The organism is Streptomyces sp. JLBJ103, assembly GCF_058215575.1.
Genome location: NZ_CM177089.1, coordinates 8139944 through 8159231, shown reverse-complemented (window position 1 = coordinate 8159231; position 19288 = coordinate 8139944). Strand labels below are relative to the sequence as shown.

The window sequence follows — 19288 nt, the reverse complement described above, 5'->3', positions numbered from 1 at the left end:
CCGGCCCGCTTCACACCCTTTTCCCCTCGTCCTTACTTCAGCCCCGCGTCCGTCCTGTTTCCCGTGGGTGCCGAGGAGTGAGTGATGGCGGTGGAAGGTGTGCTCTCCGCTCGACGGCGGTCGTTGGTGGCCGTGTCGTTGGGAGTGTTCTGCGTCCAACTGGACGCGTTTGCGTTGAATCCGGCCCTGCCCGGGATCGGCCGGGACCTCGGGGTCACCGGCGCCGGGCTGTCCTGGGTGGTCAGCGGATATCTGCTGACGGCCGGCGCGCTGATGCTGGGCGCGGGGCGGCTGGGCGATCTGCTGGGGCGGCGCGCGGTGCTGACGGCGGGTCTGGTGGTGTTCGCCGTGGCGTCCCTGGTGTGCGCGGTCGCTCCGTCGCTGCCGGTGCTGGTGGTCGGACGGGTGATCCAGGGCGCGGGCGGCGCGCTGACCATGCCGGTGGGGGTGGCGCTGCTGACGAACGCCTATCCGCCCGCGTCGCGCGGCCGGGCGCTGGGGTGGGCACTGGGCGTCGGCGGCACCGCCACCGCGTGCGGCCCGTTCGTCGGCGGTGTGCTGACCGAGGCGGTGTCCTGGCGGGGAGTGTTCTGGGTCAATGTGCCGGTGGCACTGTGGGCCGCGGTGTGGGCGGCGCGGGCGGCGGACTCACGGGACACCGCGGCGCCGCCGACGGTGGACGGCAACGGGCTGCTCACGGCCACCGCGGCGGTGGCCGGGCTCGCGGTCCTCGTCGACCGCGGGCCGGTATGGGGCTGGTTCTCGGGCCGCTCGGCGATCACGCTGGCGCTGGTCGTCGTGATGCTGACGGTGTTCGTCCGGTGTGCCCGCGTGGCGGCAAACCCGCTGGTGGGGCTCGGGCTGTTCCGCAATAGGCACTTCGTGGTGCTCACCGCGGCCGGGGCGGTGAGCAACGCCGCCACCGTGGTGTTCCTGTTCGTGGTGCCGCTGGCGCTCCAGGGGCCGTGGGGGCTGTCGCCTGCAGCGGCCGGGGCGGTGTTTCTCGCCCCCGCGACGGCGATGGCCCTGGCCGGTCCGGTGGCCGGACGGATTCCCCGGGCGAGCGCGGTACGGACGATGGCATGGTGTCTGGCGCTGGGTGCGGCGGGTCTGGGCGCGGTGCCGATGGTGCCGACGCTGCCGGGCCGTATCGCGGCGGCCACGGTGTGCGGAGCGACTCTCGGGATGGCCAACGCGCTGACGCTCATCGCCACGCAGACGGCTGTGGCGCCCGAGCGCGCCGGTGAGGCGTCAGGGGTGACGAAGACGGTGATCACCGTCGCGGCCGGGCTGGGCGTGGGGCTGTGCGGTCCGGTCGCCGGGCCGTGCGGCGCCCCGGTGTCCGCACCGGCCCTGGGTGGCGCCCTGACGCACGCCGCGCTCTGCTGTCTGGCCGGTGCCCTGCTGCTGGGGCTCGGGTTACAGCCCTGGCGGCGGCTCAGCCGGGGCGGGTTACCAGGGGCCCAGAAGGGCCGAGGCGGATGCCATGGCAAACCTTCCCCTCGTGGGGGACACCGGGGGACGGATTGAAGCCACCTGCCCGGTGGAATAAAAAGTACTTAAGGTGCATAGCGCACATCCGGCTCGGCGAGCCCGCCGGGCCCGACCAGACGAGGGCGCCATGTCTTCTTCTCACCGCGGAAACGCCGCCTCACCGGAACCGGCCGCGGGCCCCGCTCACGCGCACGCCTCCCGGTCCGCCGCGGCCGTGCTCACCGCCCATGACGTCGGTCTACTGGTGGTGCGGCTCGGCGTCGGGCTGATCATCGCCGCGCGCGGCGCACAGCATCTGTTCGGCTGGTGGGAGGGTCTTGGGGTCGACAGGACCGCCGTGGCCTTCGCGCAGTTCGGCTATCCGGCGCCGAAGGCGATGGCGGTCATCTGCGGGCTGACCGAGACCTTCGGCGGTCTCGGCATCGCGGTGGGGTTGATCACCCCGCTCGCCGGTGCCGCCGTCGCGGGCACGATGGCCAACGCCGTGGCCGCGTCCTGGGGGCTCGGCCTGTTCGGCGGCTTTGAGTTTCCGCTGCTCATCGGTGTCGGCGCGGCCGGGCTCGCGCTCAGCGGCGCGGGCCGGATCTCCATCGACGCGCTGATCCCCGGTCTGCGCTCGCAGCGGCTGGTCTACGGGGTGGCGGCGCTGGTGCTGGCGGCCATCCTGGCGACCATCACGATCCTGCTCAGTAAAACCTGACCCGGCTCCGGCTCGGGTGAACGGGACGAGCCGGTTCTCCGTATGCCTGGACAGGCGCGTCCCGGCAGTGGGGCGCACCACGCCGCGCAGGACGATCCGAGACCGGAGGACCGCACATGAACGACCGGTTCAACCCTCCCATCCAAGCCCTTCCCGACGGAGAGGCAGAAGTCCGGCTGGAACTCCATCTGCCCTGGGAGGTTGTCGCCGCGCTCGGTCAGGAAGCGGGCCGGCTGGCCGCCCAGCTGGGGCGTCCGGTGAGTCTGGACGAGTCGGTGAGTCATCGGCTGCGCACCCAGTTCGGCGGCGGCCACGCCAAGCACGCCCAGGAGCGCAGTCAGCCCGCGGCCGCGGCAGGCCAGACACCGCCGCCGCTCGCCGCGCGCTCCCCCGGTGAGCAGGCCCGGCAGGCGATAGAGAAGATCAACGGCTCGAACTCCTCTCCCAACGGCGGCGGGACGCCGGCCGCGGAGACCCCGGCCGGTCCCCAGCCGGTCCCGGTGCGCGAGTCGGCGCCCGCCGATGCCCGGGGCATCCTGGAGCGTCCCACCCGGGCCACCGGAACCGTGAACGGCACCTCGTCCGAGATGCCGAGATAGCGGATTTACCTCCGCCCACGGGTACGGGGCCGCCGTCCGCGGGGGACGGTGGCCCTCGTATCCGCCGGTCCCGGCCGTGCCGTCCTGGCGTCGTGAGTGGCGGCCGGGCGGGGTACCCGGGACGCTGTGCGCACGGCGCGTGTCCGATGTATCCGATGCATCCGACGTGTCCAGGATGACGACGACTGAGACAGGCAGGAGTGGCCGACCATGGCGGAGCAGGCTCATATCGGGGTGACCGGACTGGCGGTGATGGGCAGCAATCTGGCCCGCAACTTCGCCCGGCACGGCCACACCGTGGCCGTGCACAACCGGACGCCCGCGAAGACGAGGGCCCTGGTGGAGGAGTTCGGCGGTGAGGGCCACTTCGTGCCCGCCGAGACGGCCGAGCGGTTCGTGGCCTCGCTGGAGCGCCCGCGGCGCCTGGTGATGATGGTCAAGGCGGGGGCGCCGACCGACGCGGTGATCGAGGAGTTCGCCCCGCTGCTGGAGGCCGGCGACATGATCGTCGACGGTGGCAACGCACACTTCGAGGACACCCGGCGCCGGGAGGCGGCGCTGCGCGAGCGCGGCCTGCACTTCGTGGGCACCGGTATCTCCGGCGGCGAGGAGGGCGCGCTGCACGGCCCGAGCATCATGCCGGGCGGTTCGAAGGAGTCGTACGAGGCGCTGGGCCCCCTGCTGGAGGACATCTCCGCCAAGGTGGACGGCACCCCCTGCTGCACCCATATCGGTCCGGACGGGGCCGGACACTTCGTGAAGATGGTGCACAACGGCATCGAGTACGCCGATATGCAGCTGATCGCCGAGTCCTACGACCTGCTGCGGCGCGCTCTGGGCATGGCCCCGGGCGAGATCGCGGAGGTGTTCCGCACCTGGAACCGGGGGCGCCTGGAGTCGTATCTGATCGAGATCACCGCCGAGGTGCTGGCGCACACCGACGCGGCGACCGGCAAGCCGTTCGTCGACGTGGTACTCGACCAGGCCGAGCAGAAGGGCACCGGCCGCTGGACCGTGCAGACCGCTCTGGACCTGGGCGTTCCGGTGAGCGGGATCGCCGAGGCGGTGTTCGCGCGCTCGCTGTCCGGCCACGCGGAGCTGCGGGACGCGGCGCAGGGGCTCCCGGGACCGTCGGCGAAGGGGCTCACGGGCGCGGCGGCGGAGCGGTTCGCCGACGAGGTCGAGCAGGCGCTGTACGCGTCGAAGATCGTGGCGTACGCGCAGGGCGTCCACCAGATCCAGGCGGGCAGCCAGGAGTACGGCTGGGACATCGACCCGGGCGCGGTGGCGCGGATCTGGCGCGGTGGCTGCATCATCCGGGCGCGGTTCCTGAACCGGATCACCGAGGCGTACGCGCGGGAGCGGACCCCGGTGACCCTGCTGACCGCCGACTACTTCACCGAGGCGCTGGGCGCGGCCCAGGACGCCTGGCGGCGGGTGGTGACCACCTCGGCCGAGCTGGGCGTACCGGCTCCCGGGTTCTCGGCGGCGCTGGCGTACTACGACGCGCTGCGCTCCGAGCGGCTTCCGGCGGCGCTGGTCCAGGGGCAGCGGGACTTCTTCGGCGCGCACACCTACCGGCGCACCGACCGCGACGGCTCGTTCCACACACTCTGGGGCGGGGACCGCGGCGAGCGCCCGGCCTGAGCGGTCCCGGTCGTGCACACCTCCGCGGTGCGGGGGGTGTGCACGGCCGGGACCGGTCGAGCGGGACGGCGGCCGGGCCCGGATCGGCCGGTGGATCAGGCGGTGTACCGCCGGAAGGCCGGCACCGCGGCGGCCAGACCCAGGGTGCTGATGGCGACGAGCAGCCCGCCCGCGGTGACCGCGGCGCGCGGGCCGATCAGGGAGCCGACGGTGCCGTGCAGCAGATCGGCGAGGCGCGGACCGCCCGCCACCACCACCGTGAACACGCCCTGCATCCGGCCGCGCATGTCGTCGGTGGCCGCGGACTGGAGGATCGCCCCGCGGAACACCATGGAAACCATGTCGGCCACGCCCGCCAGCGCCAGGAACGCCACCGCCCACCACAGGTTGGCACTGAGCCCGAACCCGGTGATGGCCACGCCCCAGGCCACCACGGCCGCCGTCACCATGAGGCCGTGGCGGCGGGCGCGGGAGAAGGTGCCCGACATCAGTCCGCCGGTGACCGCGCCGAGGGGGATGGCCGCGAAGAGCAGCCCGAGCGCGAACCCCTCGCCCCAGGGTGCGTAGGTGTGCGCGGCGAGTTGGGGGAACAGCGCCCGGGGCATTCCGAAGACCATGGCGATGATGTCGGCGAGGAAGGACAGCAGCAGGATCCGGTGGGTGGCGATGTAGCGGAATCCATCGGCCACGTCCCGCCATCCGGCCCGCCGCTTCGACCCGTCGGCCCCCTCCCCCGCGGGCTCGGTGAGCGGTGGCAGGGCGGGCAGCAGCCAGACGGCCCCCAGCGCGACGCAGAGCGCGATGGCGTCGATCAGATAGAGCACCGGGAGGCCGAGCACGGGAATCAGGGCGCCCGCGAGCAGCGGGCCCACGATCATGCCGGTCTGGGCCACCGTGGACTGGAGGGCACCGGCCGCGGGCAGCTCATGGGCGGGGACGAGACGGGCGATCGACGCCTGCCGGGCCGGGGAGTTCATCCCGAAGAAGCCCTGCTGGGCGGCGAGCAGCACCATGAGCAGCGCCACCGAGTCCAGCCCGGCGAAGGACTGCGCCCAGAAGAGCACCGAGGTGACGGCGATCCCCGCGTTGGTGAGCAGCATCAGGGTGCGCCGGTCCATCCGGTCGGCGATGACCCCGCCCCACAGCGCGAAGACCACCAGCGGCAGCAGACCCGCGAAACTGGCGTAGCCGACCCAGGCCGAGGAGCCGGTGATGTCGTAGATCTGCTTGGGCACGGCCACGGCGGTCAGTTGACTGCCGACGGCGGTGACCGTCGTGGAGCTCCACAGCCGCCGGTAGGGGCGGTGGCGCAACGGCCGGGTGTCCATCACCCAGCGGCGCCAGCCGGTCTTCGGCGGGGCGTGCGGGGCGGTGGTGTCCTCGGGGGTGGCGGTGTTGGCGGTGGTGTCGTCGGTATTGCGCGCGGTCTCCACGGCGGTGGTGTGTCCTCCTGCGTCCATGTGCCCATCGGTCGGGGACCATTGTGACCACCGCGCCGAGCGGCGGTGACACCGTCTCAGCCGCCGGCCGCCGAGGGCATCGGACGGTCGCCGTGGATCCGGCCGCCGAGGGAGGTGAGACGGGTGCCGCTACCGCCCCAGCGATCGGCGATGATCTCGGCGGCGATGCTGACCGCGGTCTCCTCCGGGGTCCGGGCGCCCAGGTCCAGGCCGATCGGTGAGGCCAGCCGGGCCAGTCGGTCCTCGCCGAGCCCGGCCGCGCGCAGCCGCCGGAGCCGGTCGTCGTGGGTGCGGCGGGAGCCCATGGCGCCGACGTACGCCAGCGGGAGCCGCAGCGCCTCCTCCAGCAGCGGTACGTCGAACTTGGGGTCGTGGGTGAGGACGCACACCACGGTGCGCTCGTCCACCCGGCCCGCCTCCGCCTCGGCGCGCAGATAGCGGTGCGGCCAGTCGGTGACCACCTCGTGGGCCTCGGGGAAGCGGCGCTCGGTGGCGAACACCGGTCTGGCGTCGCAGACGGTGACGTGATAGCCGAGGTAGACCCCCATCCGGGCCATGGCGGCCGCGAAGTCCACGGCGCCGAAGACCAGCATCCGGGGCGGCGCGGCGTGCACCGACACGAACAGGGTCAGCTCCTCGTCGGTGCGAGTGCCGTCGTAGCCGTAGGCCAGGGTGCCGGTGCGGCCGCCCGCCAGCAATCCGCGGGTGTCCTCGGCGACGGCCGCGTCCAGCCGCGCCGAACCCAGTGAGCCGGAGGTGCCGTCGGGCCGGACCACCAGCCGCCGGCCCAGCCGCCCGTCCGGGTCGGGGCCGGCGACGGCCACACAGATCACCTCGGCCACCGGCTCCCCGGCGGCCACCGCCTCGGCCACTCCCCCGAACTCGGGGAAGCCGTCGGGGTCGACGCGCTCCACGAAGACGTCCATGATGCCGCCGCAGGTCAGCCCGACCGCGAAGGCGTCGTCATCGCTGACCCCGTAGCGCTGGAGCACCGGAGTGCCCGCGGCGGTCACCTCCTGGGCCAGTTCGTAGACCGCCGCCTCGACACAGCCGCCGGAGACGCTGCCCACCGCGGAGCCGTCGGGTCCGACCAGCATGCTCGTACCGGGCGGCAGCGGCGAGGAACGCCAGGTCGCGACCACCGTGGCACGGGCGAAGGGCTCACCCTCGCGCCACCACCGGTGCATCTGCGCTACGACGTCTCGCATGGGACCCAATTCTCCTCGCACCCGATGTAAGAGGTTGATACATTTCAATGTATGAGCCTCTCACATCAATCACCGAGCAGCGACATCACTTTGCGGATCAATGGCACGGACCACCCTCTGACCATCGACAACCGAACGACCCTGCTTGATGTGCTGCGCGAGCGGCTCGGCCTGACGGGCACCAAGAAGGGCTGCGACCACGGCCAGTGCGGTGCCTGCACCGTGCTGATCGACGGCGAGCGGGCGAACAGCTGCCTGATGTTCGCGGTGACCGCCGAGGGGCGGGAGATCGTGTCGATCGAGGGCGTGGCCGAGCTGGACGGCGGCGTCGGACTCCACCCGGTGCAGCGGGCGTTCCTCGACCACGACGGGCTCCAGTGCGGCTACTGCACTCCGGGCCAGATCTGCTCGGCCATCGGCGCCCTGGGCGAGGCCCGGCGCGGCTGGCCGAGCCATGTCACCGAGGACACCGCGGCGGGCGTGGCCGACGTGGCGGAGCTGGACGCGCGGGAGGTGCGCGAGCGCATGAGCGGGAATCTGTGCCGCTGCGGCGCGTACAACGGCATCGTGGAAGCCGTCCTGGAGGCCGCGGGCGCGCCCGCCGACGGCACCGCCACCGCGAGCACGGCCGGGGGCGCGCGATGAAGGAGTTCGCCTACGCCCGCGCGGGCGACGCCCAGGAGGCGGCCGAGCTGATCGCCCAGCGCCCCGACGCCACCTATCTCGGCGGCGGCACCAATCTGGTGGACCTGATGAAACTGGGGGTCACCGACCCGGGTCTGCTGGTGGACGTGTCCCGGCTGCCGTACGACCGGATCGAGCACCGCGACGACGGTTCGGTGCTGATCGGCGCCACCGTGCGCAACGGCGAGCTGGCGGGCGACCCGGGGATCCGCGACCGCTTCCCGATGCTGTCCCAGGCGCTGCTGTCGGGCGCCTCCGGGCAGTTGCGCACCGTCGCCACGGTGGGCGGCAATCTGCTCCAGCGCACCCGCTGTGTGTACTTCCAGGATGTGGCCAAGCCGTGCAACAAGCGCGAGCCGGGCACGGGGTGCCCGGCGATCCAGGGTGCCCACCGCGATCTGGCTGTGCTGGGCACCTCCGACCACTGTGTGGCCTCCCATCCGTCGGACATGGCGGTGGCGCTCGTGGCGCTGGACGCGGTGGCGCATCTGCGGTCGGTGGACGGTGCCACCCGCACCGTGCCGGTGGCCGAGCTGTATCTGCTGCCCGGGGACACCCCGCAGCGGGAGACCGTCCTCGAGCACGGTGATCTGATCACCGCCGTCGAGCTGCCCGCGCCGCCACCGGGCGCGGCGATGCGCTACCGCAAGGTCCGGGACCGCTGGTCGTACGCCTTCGCCCTGGTCAGCGTGGCCACTTCGGTATCGGTGGCCGACGACGGCTCGCTCACGGACGTCCGGATCGCGCTCGGCGGAGTGGCGCCGCGGCCGTGGCGGGCGAGCGTCGCCGAGGAGCGGCTGCGGGGGCGGCGGCCGGACGAGGAGACGCTGCGCGAGGCGGCGCGGGCCGAACTGGCCGCCGCGCGCCCGCTCCCCGACAACGCCTTCAAGGTCGATCTGACCGTGGATCTCATCGTCGCGGGCCTCCGCGACCTCATCGCGAGGAAGGACCGCGCATGACCACCATCGAGCGGACGGTCGGCGCCCCGATGACCCGGGTCGACGGCCTGGACAAGGTGACCGGGGCCGCGCGCTACGCCTATGAGTTCCCGATCGGGGACGTGAGCTATGTGTGGCCGGTGCAGGCCACCATCGCACGTGGCCGGGTGACCGGGGTGGACACCGCCACGGCGCTGTCCCGGCCGGGTGTGGTGGCGGTGCTGGACTCCGGCAACGCCCCGCGGCTGAACGCGGAGGCCGAGGTGAGCGCGGATCTGTTCGTGCTCCAGTCCCCCGAGGTGGCGTACCACGGCCAGATCGTGGCCGCGGTGGTGGCCACCTCGCTGGAGGCGGCGTGCGAGGGCGCGGCGGCGGTGCGGGTGAGCTATGAGCAAGAGCCGCACGATGTGGTGCTGCGCGCCGACGACGAGGCCGCCGAGATCCCCGAGACGGTGACCGACGGCACCCCGGGCTTCGTCGAGCGCGGGGATGTCGAGGCCGCGTGGGCCGCCGCCCCGGTCCGCGTCGACCACGTCTACACCACGCCGGTGGAGCATGTGAGCCCGATGGAGCCGCACGCCACCATCGCGCGGTGGGACGAGGACCGGCTGACGCTGTACAACTCCGACCAGGGCCCGTTCATGAGCGCCCAGTTGCTGACCGGGCTCTTCGGGCTCGAGGACGGCGCGGTGGAGGTCGTGGCCGAGTACATCGGCGGCGGTTTCGGCTCGAAGGGCATTCCGCGCTCCCCCGCGGTCCTCGCGGCGCTGGCCGCGCGGGCCGTGGGACGGCCGGTGAAGATCGCGCTGACCCGGCAGCAGATGTTCGCACTCATCCCCTACCGGGCGCCCACGATCCAGCGGGTGCGTCTCGGTGCCGAGCGGGACGGCCGGCTGACGGTGATCGAGCACGAGTCGGTGCAGCAGCGTGCGCGGCTGGTGCCGTTCGCCGACCAGACGGTGAGCTCGTCGCGGATGATGTACGCCGCGCCCAGCGCCCGGACGACGGTCAAGACGGCGCCGCTGGATGTGATGACACCGGCCTGGTTCCGCGCCCCCGGCCATACACCGGGCATGTTCGCGCTGGAGTCGGCCATGGACGAACTGGCCGAAGAGCTGGGCATGGACCCGATCGAGCTGCGGATCCGCAATGAGCCGGAGGTCGACCCGGGCACCGGCAAGCCGTTCAGCAGCCGCAGCCTGGTGGAGTGTCTGCGCCAGGGAGCCGCCCGGTTCGGCTGGGAGCGGCGCGATCGGGCGCCGGGGATCCGGCGCGAGGGCAGCTGGCTGGTGGGCACCGGGGTGGCCGCCTCGCACCACCCCGACTACACCTTCCCCTCCTCGGCGCTCGCGCGTGCCGAGGAGGACGGGACGTTCCTGGTCCGGATCGGCGCGGCCGACCTCGGCACCGGTGCCCGTACGGCGATGACGCAGGTGGCGGCGGACGCGCTGGGCATTCCGCTGTCGCGGCTGCGGCTGGAGATCGGCCGTGCGTCGCTGGGCATGGCTCCGTTCGCCGGTGGCTCGCTGGGCACCGCGTCCTGGGGCTGGGCGGTGGACAAGGCGTGCCGGGCGCTGCTGAAGGAGCTGGACACCTACGGCGGTGTGGTCCCGGACGGGGGTCTGGAGGTGCGGGCGGACACCACCGAGGACTTGGGCAACCGTCCGGAGATGTCCCGGCACACCTTCGGTGCCCAGTTCGCCCAGGTACGGGTGGACCGTGACACCGGTGAGATCCGGGTGGACCGGATGCTGGGGATGTTCGCGGCCGGGCGCATCATCAATCCGCACACGGCGCGCTCGCAGTTCCTGGGCGCCATGACGATGGGTCTGTCGATGGCCCTGCTGGAGATCGGGGAGGTCGATCCGGTCTTCGGCGACTTCGCCAACCACGACTTCGCGGGCTATCACATCGCCGCCCACGCCGATGTGCCCAAGCTGGAGGTGGCGTGGCTGGAGGAGCGGGACAACAGCCCCAATCCGATCGGCGCCAAGGGCATCGGCGAGCTGGGCATCGTGGGCGCGGCGGCGGCGATCGCCAACGCCTTCCACCATGCGACGGGGCAGCGGGTGCGCGATCTGCCGATCCGTCTGGAGCGCTCCCGCGAGGCCCTGCGAGCGACCCGGGCCGAGGACGAAAAGCGCAGGCCGGCGGGGGGTGAGCAGCCGGACCGGGTCGGATAGGGTCGGCCGGATGGCAGCCACCGGGAAGGGACGCGACACCTACCACCACGGCGATCTGGCCGCGGCGCTGGTGCAGGCCACCCTGGAGATCGTGGACGAGGTCGGGGTGCGTGGCTTCTCCGTCGCGGAGGCCGCGCGCCGCACCCGGGTGAGCCCGGGGGCGCCGTACCGTCATTTCGCCGACCGTGACGCCCTGCTGGCAGCCGCCGCCCTGGAGGTCTCGCGGCGGCTGCGGGCGATCCACGAGGAGGCCATCGCCACCGTCGAGACCCCTCACGAGCGACTGGCCACGATGGCGGGCAGCTATGTGCGCGCGGCTGCCCGCTACCGGGGCGGGTTCGACATCCTCAACGCCCCCGGACTGCGCGCCTCCCGCCCCGAACTGCGGGATGCCACCAGGGAGTTCGTCGATCTGCTGCTGCCGAGCGCCTTCGAGGCGCTGCCGCCCGGCCGGGGGGCGGAGACGGCGGTGGCGCTGCTGGACGCGCTGCACGCGCTGGCCCGGGGCTATGTGGCGCTACTGCTCGACGGCAAATTCGGCGATCCCGGCGAGGTGGCGGAGGCCATCGCCGCCCGTGCGATCGGGGCGGCGCGGGCGCTGGTGGCGGGGTACTGCGCACCGGACGCCCCGCCGGCGGGCGATCCCCCGGTGCGCTGATGGATTCCACCTCTGCCACGGATGGCGGAACATTCCGCGAAATTCTTGGACGTTGACGTGAATTCACGGTTTCCCACCGCATAGCGGGTTGCGCTGCCCCTCGATTGCCGTGGGGCACCGCCGCGACCTCTGGTTCGGCTCCCCTGCCGCGGATCTGCGCGTACCTTCGAATGCGGAACGGAGGCACCGTCCTCCTCGGTGTCTTCGCACCTGCTCTCCCCCACGGAGCACCCATTCCGGAGGCATATATGTCCTTGAAATCCGGTAAGGGCGCGCACCGGGCCCCATCCTCGCCGCGCTCCCCCTACGCCCTCGTCGGACTGGGGGCCGCGGTCACCACCGCCGTCCTCGCCACCCTGGGACCCGCCCTGGCCTCGACACCGGCTCCGGGAGCCGGTCCCGCCGCCGGACCCCCGTCGCCCTCGCCGCTCACACATCCCGAGCAGGACTGGATGGGCTCGACCATCGCCGACCACGAGGCCACCGACCCCGACGCCACTCCCAAAGCCACCCTCACGGCCGGTGTGGAGGGGGTGGACGTGAGCAACCATCAAGGAGAGGTCGACTGGGCCGCCCTCCGGGACGCGGATGTCCGGTTCGCCTACGTCAAGGCCACCGAGAGCACCGGCTACAAGAACCCCTCGTTCTCCGCCCAGTTCAACGGAGCCGCGGAACAGGGCATGATCCGCGGCGCGTATCACTTCGCCCTGCCCGACCGGTCCAGTGGCGCGGACCAGGCGGAATACTTCGTGAGCAACGGCGGCGACTGGACGGACGACGGCACCACACTGCCACCCGTACTGGACATCGAGTACAACCCGTACGGAACATCCTGTTACGGGCTGACCCAGGCCCAGATGACCGACTGGATCAAGGGCTTCAGCGGGACGGTGGCGGAGCGCACCGGGCGTACTCCGGTGATCTACACCACCACCGGCTGGTGGACGACCTGCACCGGCAACAGCCCGGATCTGGCGGAGAATCCGCTGTGGCTGGCACGCTACGACGCCACTCCCGGACCACTGCCGGCCGGATGGTCGTCCCACACTCTGTGGCAGTACACCTCGACCGGGCCGGTGGTGGGCGACCACGACCGTTTCAACGGCGATCTGGACGCCCTGAGGGATCTGGCGAAGGGGTAGGCCCTGTCCTGCCGATCTTCACGGGCCTGCGACGCCTGGCACCGCGCCTCGCCGCGTTGTCGGGATCTTCCGAGTACGCCCAGTACGAGGACGACCCTCCGCCTTGCGATCCACGGCACCAGACGCCGCGGCCTGATCCACGAAGATCGACAGGACAGGACCTAGGCGTCCAGCCGCCGGGCGCACCCGGGCGTCAGCCGCCGAGCGCACCGCCGATGCCGCCGATCACACCGTCGAGGGTGTCGCCGACGCCGTCCACCACACCGTCCACGACGCCCTTGCCCTTGGGCTGCGGCGACGGCGACTGCTCACTCGGCTCGTCCGAGGGCCCGGTCGGATCGGCGCCGGGGGTCCGGCTCATTTCGGTGTGCCCGGTGGACACCTGGTCGGCACGCTGGGCCGGAGGTGTGGCGGTGTCCGACGGAGTGTCCTTCGTGGCGCTCTCGGACGGGGTGCCGGACGTGGCGTGCCGTCCGGAGCCGCCGTCGGTGTGCGTACCGCGGCCGGAGGACGAGGCGTCCGGGGTGTTCCGAGTGTCCGAGGTGTTCGGGGTGTTCGACACGGGCTGGGGCTCGGCGGAGGCGGACGGGGTGACATGGCTGCCGGTGGGCGTGTTGTCCTCCGACGGATCGGCGTCCGGCGACTGCTTCTGCGCCGAGTTCACATCGGAGCGCGCCTCGACGGACCGGTCACCGCCGATGGACGAGTGCAGGCCGAAGGCGATGGTGCCCGCCACACCGAGGGCGGCGGCCGCCTTGAGCGTGTTGGCGCGCGCCTGCTGCGCTGGTGTCGGTCGGCTGTGTCGCCCCATGGTGTCGCTGTCTCCCGTTGTGCGCGGCTTGTGCACTGCGTTGCCCGGCTGGTTGCGGCGCACCAGTAAAGCCTGATCACAGCGGTGAAGGACAGCCCGATGCGCAGTTGTTACACACTCAACAACATGGCGGATGGTATCCCGTGACCCTGCCGCGCCGCAGCGGGCGGGGCGTACATGGTGTCCGGTCCCCGGTGTGCGATGGCCACACACCGGGGACCGCGGATTCACGACCGGGCGGCCGCTTCCGGATAGAACTCCCGCGGACGGCCGCGGGAATCCTTCAGCCGTGCCAGCAGACTCGCCGGGTATTCGATGGCCCAATAGCTCAGCAGCGCCGCCGGGACGGCCACCGCGAGCACCACCACCACGGCGAGGGGGAAGCCCTCCTGGCCCGACGGAGGCAGCAGACCGCCCCGGTAGAGCGCGAGCATGATTGGCTCATGCCAGACGAAGAGGCTGTAACTGGCCATACCCACCAGGGTCAGCCAGCGGGTCGTCAGCCATGCGCTCCACCGCCCGTGGCGCCGTACATGGACGGTGCTGAACAGCAGCAGGGTCCACAGCAGGGCGGACAGCGGATGGTAGAAGACGGTGGCGGGGTCCTGCGCCTTCTCACCGGTCAGCGACAGGGTGTACAGACCCGCCGCCGCGACCAGCCGCAGGGCGATCGCCGAGCGCGGGCCGAGCTTCCCGCGGTCGCCGAGGGCGACCGCCGCCACCGCGAGGCCCATACCGGCCGCGAACGCGCCGAAACGGGCCTGCGGCCCGAAGTACACCGGCCATTCGGTGTGCGGCACCTGGAATCCGTAGCGGGCCACCGCGATCCAGAGGAACGGACCGATGTACAGCAGCGCGCACCCCACGGCGCACACCGCCACCCGCGCGGACCTCCGCTTCAGCGGCCGGGTGGCGCGGACGGCCAGGGGGCCGAGCGCCACCAGCGCGAAGTAGAACATGATCTCCAGCGACAGCGACCACGTGGGGCCGATGGTGTAGAAGATCTGCTCCTTGTCGAACACCTGGGTGAAGGTGAGGTGGCGGACCAGATCCGTCCATTCACCGGGCAGGGTCGGGTTCCGCGTCGCCCAGACGAACGCGACCGCCAGGAAGTACAGCGGCACGATCCGCACCGCCCGCCGGAACAAGAAGGTGCGGGCCGGCCGTGTGGAGGCCCCGTCGATCGCCGCCTTCGCATAGGACAGCGTCAGCAGGAACGCCGACAGCACGAAGAAGAAATCGATCACCTCCAGCGAGACCAGCGCGTTCGCGTACCGGTTGGCCACCGGCGGGTGTGCGCCGTCCCGGTCGTAGGTGAAGTACTGCTGCCAGACATGGAAAACGACCGTGGAGAGCGCGGCCAGTCCGCGGAACCCCTGGATCTCTCCGTTGCGGGCACGGACGGGCTGCTCCGGCCGCTTCGGCGCGGCGGGCGGGGCGGGACGGACCGGCGCCGTGGACACCGTGCTCATGAGCGGGCCACCGCCTTGCCGTCGCCGGGTCGCGGGGTGACCCGCCACTGACGGTCCCGCAGCACCTCCTTCAGCAGCGCCTGCCGGGCCACGAAGTTCTTGAAGTGGCTGTAGAAGAAGGTGGACACCAGCAGATAGCGCCAGAACCACCCCTTGCGGCGGCGCAGTTCGGGAACGGCCAGCCGCCATGCGAACAGCGCCTGCACCACTCCGGCGGACAGCGTCAGCAGAGTGGCCAGCAGACAGATCGGCACCGCCCAGTCGAGCTGGTCCACACCGCCCGCGCGCCACGCCGAGTACAGCAGCACGGGCAGGATCTGGAGGGTCAGCCACGGCTGGATCTCACGCCATCCCAGCAGCACCAGCAGCCCGGCCTTCTGCCGGGCGGTGAACGCCTTGGAGCGCAGCGCCCCGCGCAGATACTTCAGCGACACCTGGAGCCAGCCCTGCGCCCACCGGGAGCGCTGGTTCCACAGCGCCGTGAGGGTGGTGGGCGCCAGCTCACGCGAGACCAGGGTGCGGTCGGTGGCGATCCGGGCGCCCTCGTGCAGAGCGCGCATGGTGGAGTCGATGTCCTCGGTGAGCATCGTGCTGTGCATCCGGGTGCGGGCGAGCAGATCGGTGCGCCAGAAACCGTTGGAGCCGCCGAACACACCGAAGGTGTAGAGCCGGGTGCGCCCGGGATGGCTGACGGCGTAGATCGCCTCGAACTCCACACCCACCAGCTTCGACACCCATGAGCTGTCGCCGTTGCGGACCACACAGTGGCCCTGGACGACGTCATAGCCGTTCGAGAGCCAGTGCCAGGCGTGCTGGAAGGCGTCGGGGGCCGGGTGGTGGTCGGCGTCGAAGATGCCGACCACCTCACCGCGCACCCGGGTGACCGCGGCGTTGATGTTCTGGGCCTTCGAGGTGCTGCCCGCCACCGGCAGCAGCACCAGCCGGGGGTCGCGGCGGGCCATCTCCCGCAGGGTGTCCTCGATGGGCATGGGGTGCGGCGTGTTGTACGCCAGCACGATCTCCAGCTCGTTGGGGTACTCCAGGCGCAGGAACGACTCGACGGTGTCCACGATGGTGGCCGCCTCGTTCGGCAGATACGCGGCGATGACCGCGCTGGCCGGTGGATACGGCTGTGCGGGGCGCTCGGGACGGGGGGTGGCGTCGAGCGAGAAGAGACACTCCAGCACGATCAGCCCGGCGGAGAGCACCAGGCCGGACACCACCACCCAGTACGCCGCCGAGCCGACGTCCCAGCCCAGCTTGTACATCTGCTGGTAGAACACGAACGGAATGCCCACGCCGAGCACCAGCACCAGTAACGGCGACAGCGCGGAGAGCAGTCCGCGGACGGCCTCGGTGAGGGCGCGGCGGCCACGGGGCGCGCCGCGCATCCATGCCGCGTACTTGACCGGCCGCAGATCGCGGTGGCGGATCGACTCGGCCACCGCGTCCCGGGCCCGCTCCACCGCCTGGAGACGGTCGGGGCAGTCGGCCAGCGGAACCCATCCGATCGCGGGGGTCAACCGGACGTTCTCGTCGGCCACCACAAAGCGGGTGCCGGCCACCGCGTTGGCGAACTTCTGAAGATTGCCGCGGGCAGTGTCCTCGTCGACACCCGGCATCAGCATCAGCAGCCGGCCGTCCTCGTCCCAGCCGAGCCGGTCGCAGAAGTCGCCCAGTTTCTCGGCCACTCCGGCCAGCCGCTCGGCCACCTCACGGCGTACCCGCGAGCCCAGCCGGGCTTCCAGGGCGGGCATCTCTGCCACGGCCACCATGGCCACCACACCACCGATGCGGCTGGTCTCCACCCGCCGCAGTTCCCGGTCGAGTTCGCCGAGGAAGTGGCGCTGGGAGTACAGACCGGTGCGCGGATCGAGCAGCAGGTTCTCGACCGGAACCGGAACGCGGCGCAGCTTGGCCTCGATCCGGGCGGACAGTTCCACGGGGTCGGAGGTGTCGGGTACGCAGTCGTCGGCGCCACCGCGCAGCAGGTCCGCGACATCGTCGGGACCGGGGGCAGTGGTCACCATCACCAGCGGCAGGGCCCGGCCGGCGGGGGCGGCGCGGACCTCGCGTATCACCTCCAGACCGCGCTGGGTGTCATCGAGCGCGACAATGGCGTCCGGGGGCGACTGCCGCACCTGGCGGTCGATGTCGCCGGGCACCGCGTGGCTCACCTCGTGCCCGGTCGACCGCAGGGTGTGGGTGAGTTGGTCGAGCCGCGGTCCGGGGGAACCGACCGCCAGCACATGCCCGCTCTGGCCCGGTGTGCCGTTTCGGGGGGCGGGCACGGCCCGTGGGGACGTTTCGCGTGATCGTGGCTGGTGCGAAGTGAGCACCTGATCCGTTTCCTTTCTTGCAGATGTGCGTCACCGAACGGCCATGGGCACGCCGGACCGCCGGCCGGGCGGGAGAAGACCGCCGGGCCCGTCGTGGCTGCGGACCGGCAGGAGCCGGTAGGGAGGCGTCGCCGAGGAGCCGGCCCGCCGGTATGGGGGCGGCGGACACATCAAAGTGCCGCCGCGGTCCCGGATCGGGCCGGTCTCGCGGTGGATCTGCCGTTCGGCAGGGACTTCGGCGGCTACGCCGTGGCCATGACCGATCCGCGCGGGGAGAGGTGAGGTCTCCGGCGGGGTCCGGGACAGGCGCGCGCTGCGGCGTCAGGCCCTCGGGACACGCGAACGTGCTCCAGTGAAATCTTCATGTGGTCCCATCCTGTTCGGATCGTGGGGGGCGGACCGAACATCACCAGTGCGACCGTACCGGCGTTTTTGGTCTCGCCGGTCGGAAACACCAGTCTCATCGATCACAGTGGGACCTCACAACACATCGACGTAACACTCTCGTTAATGGCTCACTTCCCCATGATGTCCGCACACGCGATGGTGTGCGTTTGGAACTCCGTTGTGCGGGAGGTGTGTTGAGCGTGGGGAAGGCGTGTCGGTGGAGCGTCGGTGTGCCGTCGGTGGGCATCGGTCCGCTGTCGGTCGCCTGTCGGTGTGTTCCGGAACTCTTCGGATATCAGTGAAAACCCCAGGCCGAAACGGAGAACACGATGCGCGGGACGAGGGTTCTGATTTCCGGCGCCAGTATCGGCGGACCGGCACTCGCCTACTGGCTGGACCGCTATGGATACGAGGTCACCGTGGTGGAACGGGCCGCGGGGCTGCGTCCGGGCGGGCAGGCGATCGATGTGCGGGGGCCGGCACTCGAGGTGTGCGAACGCATGGGCGTACTGGCCGAGATTCGCCGCCGGAGCACAGGACTGCGCGGCATGTCGGTGGTCGACGACGACGGCAAGGAACTCTTCAGCACCACCGAACGGACGGCCTCCGGCGGGGAGCTCGCAAGCCCCGATGTGGAGATCCTGCGGGACGATCTGGCCTCGATCCTCTTCACCGCCGGCGGCAGCGGGATCGAGTACCTCTTCGACGACTCGATCGCCGCGCTCACCCAGGGCGGTGACGAAGTGGCCGTCACCTTCCGGCGTGGCGCCGAGCGCGCCTTCGACATCGTGGTGGCCGCGGACGGGGTGCACTCCAGCACCCGGGCGATGGTCTTCGGACCGGAGGAGAACTACCTGCGCCACCTCGGGGTCTATCTGGGGGTGTGGACGGTGCCGAACTACCTCGAGCTGGACCACTGGCAGGTGATCTACCGCACCCCGGGCCATGCCTGGGGCGGGATGGTGATGAGTGTCCGCGACAACACCGAGGCCCGTGTGTTCGTCGGCTACGCCTCGGACGATCCGCCCACCCGGGTGCTCGACGGCTCGACGGTGTCGGACCGGAAGCGGCTGGTGGCACAGGCATATGCGAACGTCGGCTGGGAGATGCCACGGATGCTGGAGTACATGTGGGGCGCGCCCGACTTCCACTTCGACTCGGTGTCCCAGATCCGGATGGACTCCTGGTCACGCGGCCGGGTGGCGCTGCTGGGCGACGCGGGCTACTGCGGCTCACCGTTGTCGGGCCAGGGCACCAGCATGGCGCTGATCGGCGCCTACGTCCTGGCGGGTGAGCTGAAGGCCGCGAACGGCGATCACACCACGGCCTTCGCGGCCTACGAACGGGAACTGCGTGACTACATGACGGCCAATCAGGACTTCGCGCTGTCCAACAAGGAGCGGATGGACGCCGCCTTGTCACAGGATCCGGCCACGGTCGACCCGGAAACGATGGTGGACGAGCCGGCCGACGCCCAGGAGATGATCAACTCGCTCACCCTGAAGGACTACTGACCCGCGCCTCCCGTAGCGGCCCGGAATCCCGGTCACGACGGGAGGCTCGCGT

15 protein-coding genes are annotated in these 19288 nt (G+C 71.6%); 10 read left to right on the top strand and 5 right to left on the bottom strand.

Translation table 11 applies throughout. The features are described 5' to 3' along the window. Nucleotides 1–84 precede the first annotated feature (84 nt). The 4 genes from AC4BEG_RS34640 to gnd all read left to right on the top strand — a co-directional run bounded on the left by AC4BEG_RS34640 (nt 85) and on the right by gnd (nt 4440). Complete coding sequence (locus AC4BEG_RS34640) at nt 85–1530, top strand: MFS transporter (RefSeq protein WP_490703630.1); 1446 nt, start codon at nt 85–87, stop codon at nt 1528–1530. A gap of 91 nt (nt 1531–1621) precedes the next feature. Continuing rightward, nucleotides 1622–2194: a DoxX family protein gene (locus AC4BEG_RS34635; protein ID WP_490703629.1), complete on the top strand. Its 573-nt coding sequence runs from the start codon at nt 1622–1624 to the stop codon at nt 2192–2194. Between the two features lie 116 nt (nt 2195–2310). Continuing rightward, nucleotides 2311–2793, top strand: coding sequence for a hypothetical protein (locus AC4BEG_RS34630; protein WP_490703628.1), 483 nt, complete (start codon nt 2311–2313; stop codon nt 2791–2793). A gap of 210 nt (nt 2794–3003) precedes the next feature. Then, on the top strand, nt 3004–4440 hold the full coding sequence (gene gnd / locus AC4BEG_RS34625) for an NADP-dependent phosphogluconate dehydrogenase (protein ID WP_490703627.1): 1437 nt from the start codon (nt 3004–3006) through the stop codon (nt 4438–4440). Nucleotides 4441–4535: 95 nt separating this feature from the next. Here the strand turns inward: gnd and AC4BEG_RS34620 are convergent, their stop codons facing one another. Together AC4BEG_RS34620 and AC4BEG_RS34615 are read right to left on the bottom strand one after the other, a co-directional pair. Next, entirely contained in the window at nt 4536–5900 is a 1365-nt protein-coding gene (locus tag AC4BEG_RS34620) for an MFS transporter (protein ID WP_490703626.1), read from the bottom strand. 56 nt (nt 5901–5956) lie between these two features. Continuing rightward, nucleotides 5957–7108: an XdhC family protein gene (locus tag AC4BEG_RS34615; protein WP_490703625.1), complete on the bottom strand. Its 1152-nt coding sequence runs from the start codon at nt 7106–7108 to the stop codon at nt 5957–5959. A gap of 51 nt (nt 7109–7159) precedes the next feature. Between AC4BEG_RS34615 and AC4BEG_RS34610 the strand changes: the two genes are divergently transcribed. The 5 genes from AC4BEG_RS34610 (at nt 7160) to AC4BEG_RS34590 (ending at nt 12713) form a co-directional block, all read left to right on the top strand. Continuing rightward, complete coding sequence (locus tag AC4BEG_RS34610; protein WP_490703624.1) at nt 7160–7753, top strand: 2Fe-2S iron-sulfur cluster-binding protein; 594 nt, start codon at nt 7160–7162, stop codon at nt 7751–7753. Beyond that, nucleotides 7750–8751 carry an FAD binding domain-containing protein gene (locus AC4BEG_RS34605; RefSeq protein WP_490703623.1) on the top strand — a complete coding sequence of 334 codons (1002 nt, stop codon included), beginning with the start codon at nt 7750–7752 and terminating at the stop codon, nt 8749–8751. The genes AC4BEG_RS34610 and AC4BEG_RS34605 overlap by 4 nt, the downstream gene beginning before the upstream one ends. After that, nucleotides 8748–10913 (top strand): xanthine dehydrogenase family protein molybdopterin-binding subunit, encoded by a 2166-nt coding sequence (locus AC4BEG_RS34600; protein ID WP_490703622.1) that lies wholly within the window; start codon nt 8748–8750, stop codon nt 10911–10913. The genes AC4BEG_RS34605 and AC4BEG_RS34600 overlap by 4 nt, the downstream gene beginning before the upstream one ends. A 10-nt stretch (nt 10914–10923) precedes the next feature. Continuing rightward, nucleotides 10924–11571: a TetR/AcrR family transcriptional regulator gene (locus AC4BEG_RS34595; RefSeq protein ID WP_490703621.1), complete on the top strand. Its 648-nt coding sequence runs from the start codon at nt 10924–10926 to the stop codon at nt 11569–11571. A 248-nt stretch (nt 11572–11819) separates the two neighbouring features. Continuing rightward, nucleotides 11820–12713: a lysozyme gene (locus AC4BEG_RS34590; protein WP_490703620.1), complete on the top strand. Its 894-nt coding sequence runs from the start codon at nt 11820–11822 to the stop codon at nt 12711–12713. Between the two features lie 193 nt (nt 12714–12906). Here the strand turns inward: AC4BEG_RS34590 and AC4BEG_RS34585 are convergent, their stop codons facing one another. From AC4BEG_RS34585 to AC4BEG_RS34575, 3 genes are all read right to left on the bottom strand, one after another. Next, nucleotides 12907–13524, bottom strand: a complete 618-nt coding sequence (locus AC4BEG_RS34585) for an extensin (RefSeq protein WP_490703619.1) — start codon at nt 13522–13524, stop codon at nt 12907–12909. A gap of 227 nt (nt 13525–13751) precedes the next feature. After that, nucleotides 13752–14996: an acyltransferase family protein gene (locus AC4BEG_RS34580; RefSeq protein ID WP_490703618.1), complete on the bottom strand. Its 1245-nt coding sequence runs from the start codon at nt 14994–14996 to the stop codon at nt 13752–13754. Further along, nucleotides 14993–17287 (bottom strand): glycosyltransferase, encoded by a 2295-nt coding sequence (locus AC4BEG_RS34575; RefSeq protein WP_490703617.1) that lies wholly within the window; start codon nt 17285–17287, stop codon nt 14993–14995. The genes AC4BEG_RS34580 and AC4BEG_RS34575 overlap by 4 nt, the downstream gene beginning before the upstream one ends. Before the next feature lie 764 nt (nt 17288–18051). Between AC4BEG_RS34575 and AC4BEG_RS34570 the strand changes: the two genes are divergently transcribed. Further along, the gene (locus tag AC4BEG_RS34570; RefSeq protein ID WP_490703616.1) at nt 18052–19236 is read left to right on the top strand and encodes an FAD-dependent monooxygenase; all 1185 of its coding nucleotides are present in this window, start codon (nt 18052–18054) and stop codon (nt 19234–19236) included. Nucleotides 19237–19288 lie beyond the last annotated feature (52 nt).

Bases quoted from the DNA above. Each gene is read 5' to 3' on its own strand.
- AC4BEG_RS34640 (WP_490703630.1), top strand. From the start codon at position 85: ATGGCGGTGGAAGGTGTGCTCTCCGCTCGACGGCGGTCGTTGGTGGCC.
- AC4BEG_RS34635 (WP_490703629.1), top strand. From the start codon at position 1,622: ATGTCTTCTTCTCACCGCGGAAACGCCGCCTCACCGGAACCGGCCGCG.
- AC4BEG_RS34630 (WP_490703628.1), top strand. From the start codon at position 2,311: ATGAACGACCGGTTCAACCCTCCCATCCAAGCCCTTCCCGACGGAGAG.
- gnd (WP_490703627.1), top strand. From the start codon at position 3,004: ATGGCGGAGCAGGCTCATATCGGGGTGACCGGACTGGCGGTGATGGGC.
- AC4BEG_RS34620 (WP_490703626.1), bottom strand. From the start codon at position 5,900: ATGGACGCAGGAGGACACACCACCGCCGTGGAGACCGCGCGCAATACC.
- AC4BEG_RS34615 (WP_490703625.1), bottom strand. From the start codon at position 7,108: ATGCGAGACGTCGTAGCGCAGATGCACCGGTGGTGGCGCGAGGGTGAG.
- AC4BEG_RS34610 (WP_490703624.1), top strand. From the start codon at position 7,160: ATGAGCCTCTCACATCAATCACCGAGCAGCGACATCACTTTGCGGATC.
- AC4BEG_RS34605 (WP_490703623.1), top strand. From the start codon at position 7,750: ATGAAGGAGTTCGCCTACGCCCGCGCGGGCGACGCCCAGGAGGCGGCC.
- AC4BEG_RS34600 (WP_490703622.1), top strand. From the start codon at position 8,748: ATGACCACCATCGAGCGGACGGTCGGCGCCCCGATGACCCGGGTCGAC.
- AC4BEG_RS34595 (WP_490703621.1), top strand. From the start codon at position 10,924: ATGGCAGCCACCGGGAAGGGACGCGACACCTACCACCACGGCGATCTG.
- AC4BEG_RS34590 (WP_490703620.1), top strand. From the start codon at position 11,820: ATGTCCTTGAAATCCGGTAAGGGCGCGCACCGGGCCCCATCCTCGCCG.
- AC4BEG_RS34585 (WP_490703619.1), bottom strand. From the start codon at position 13,524: ATGGGGCGACACAGCCGACCGACACCAGCGCAGCAGGCGCGCGCCAAC.
- AC4BEG_RS34580 (WP_490703618.1), bottom strand. From the start codon at position 14,996: ATGAGCACGGTGTCCACGGCGCCGGTCCGTCCCGCCCCGCCCGCCGCG.
- AC4BEG_RS34570 (WP_490703616.1), top strand. From the start codon at position 18,052: ATGCGCGGGACGAGGGTTCTGATTTCCGGCGCCAGTATCGGCGGACCG.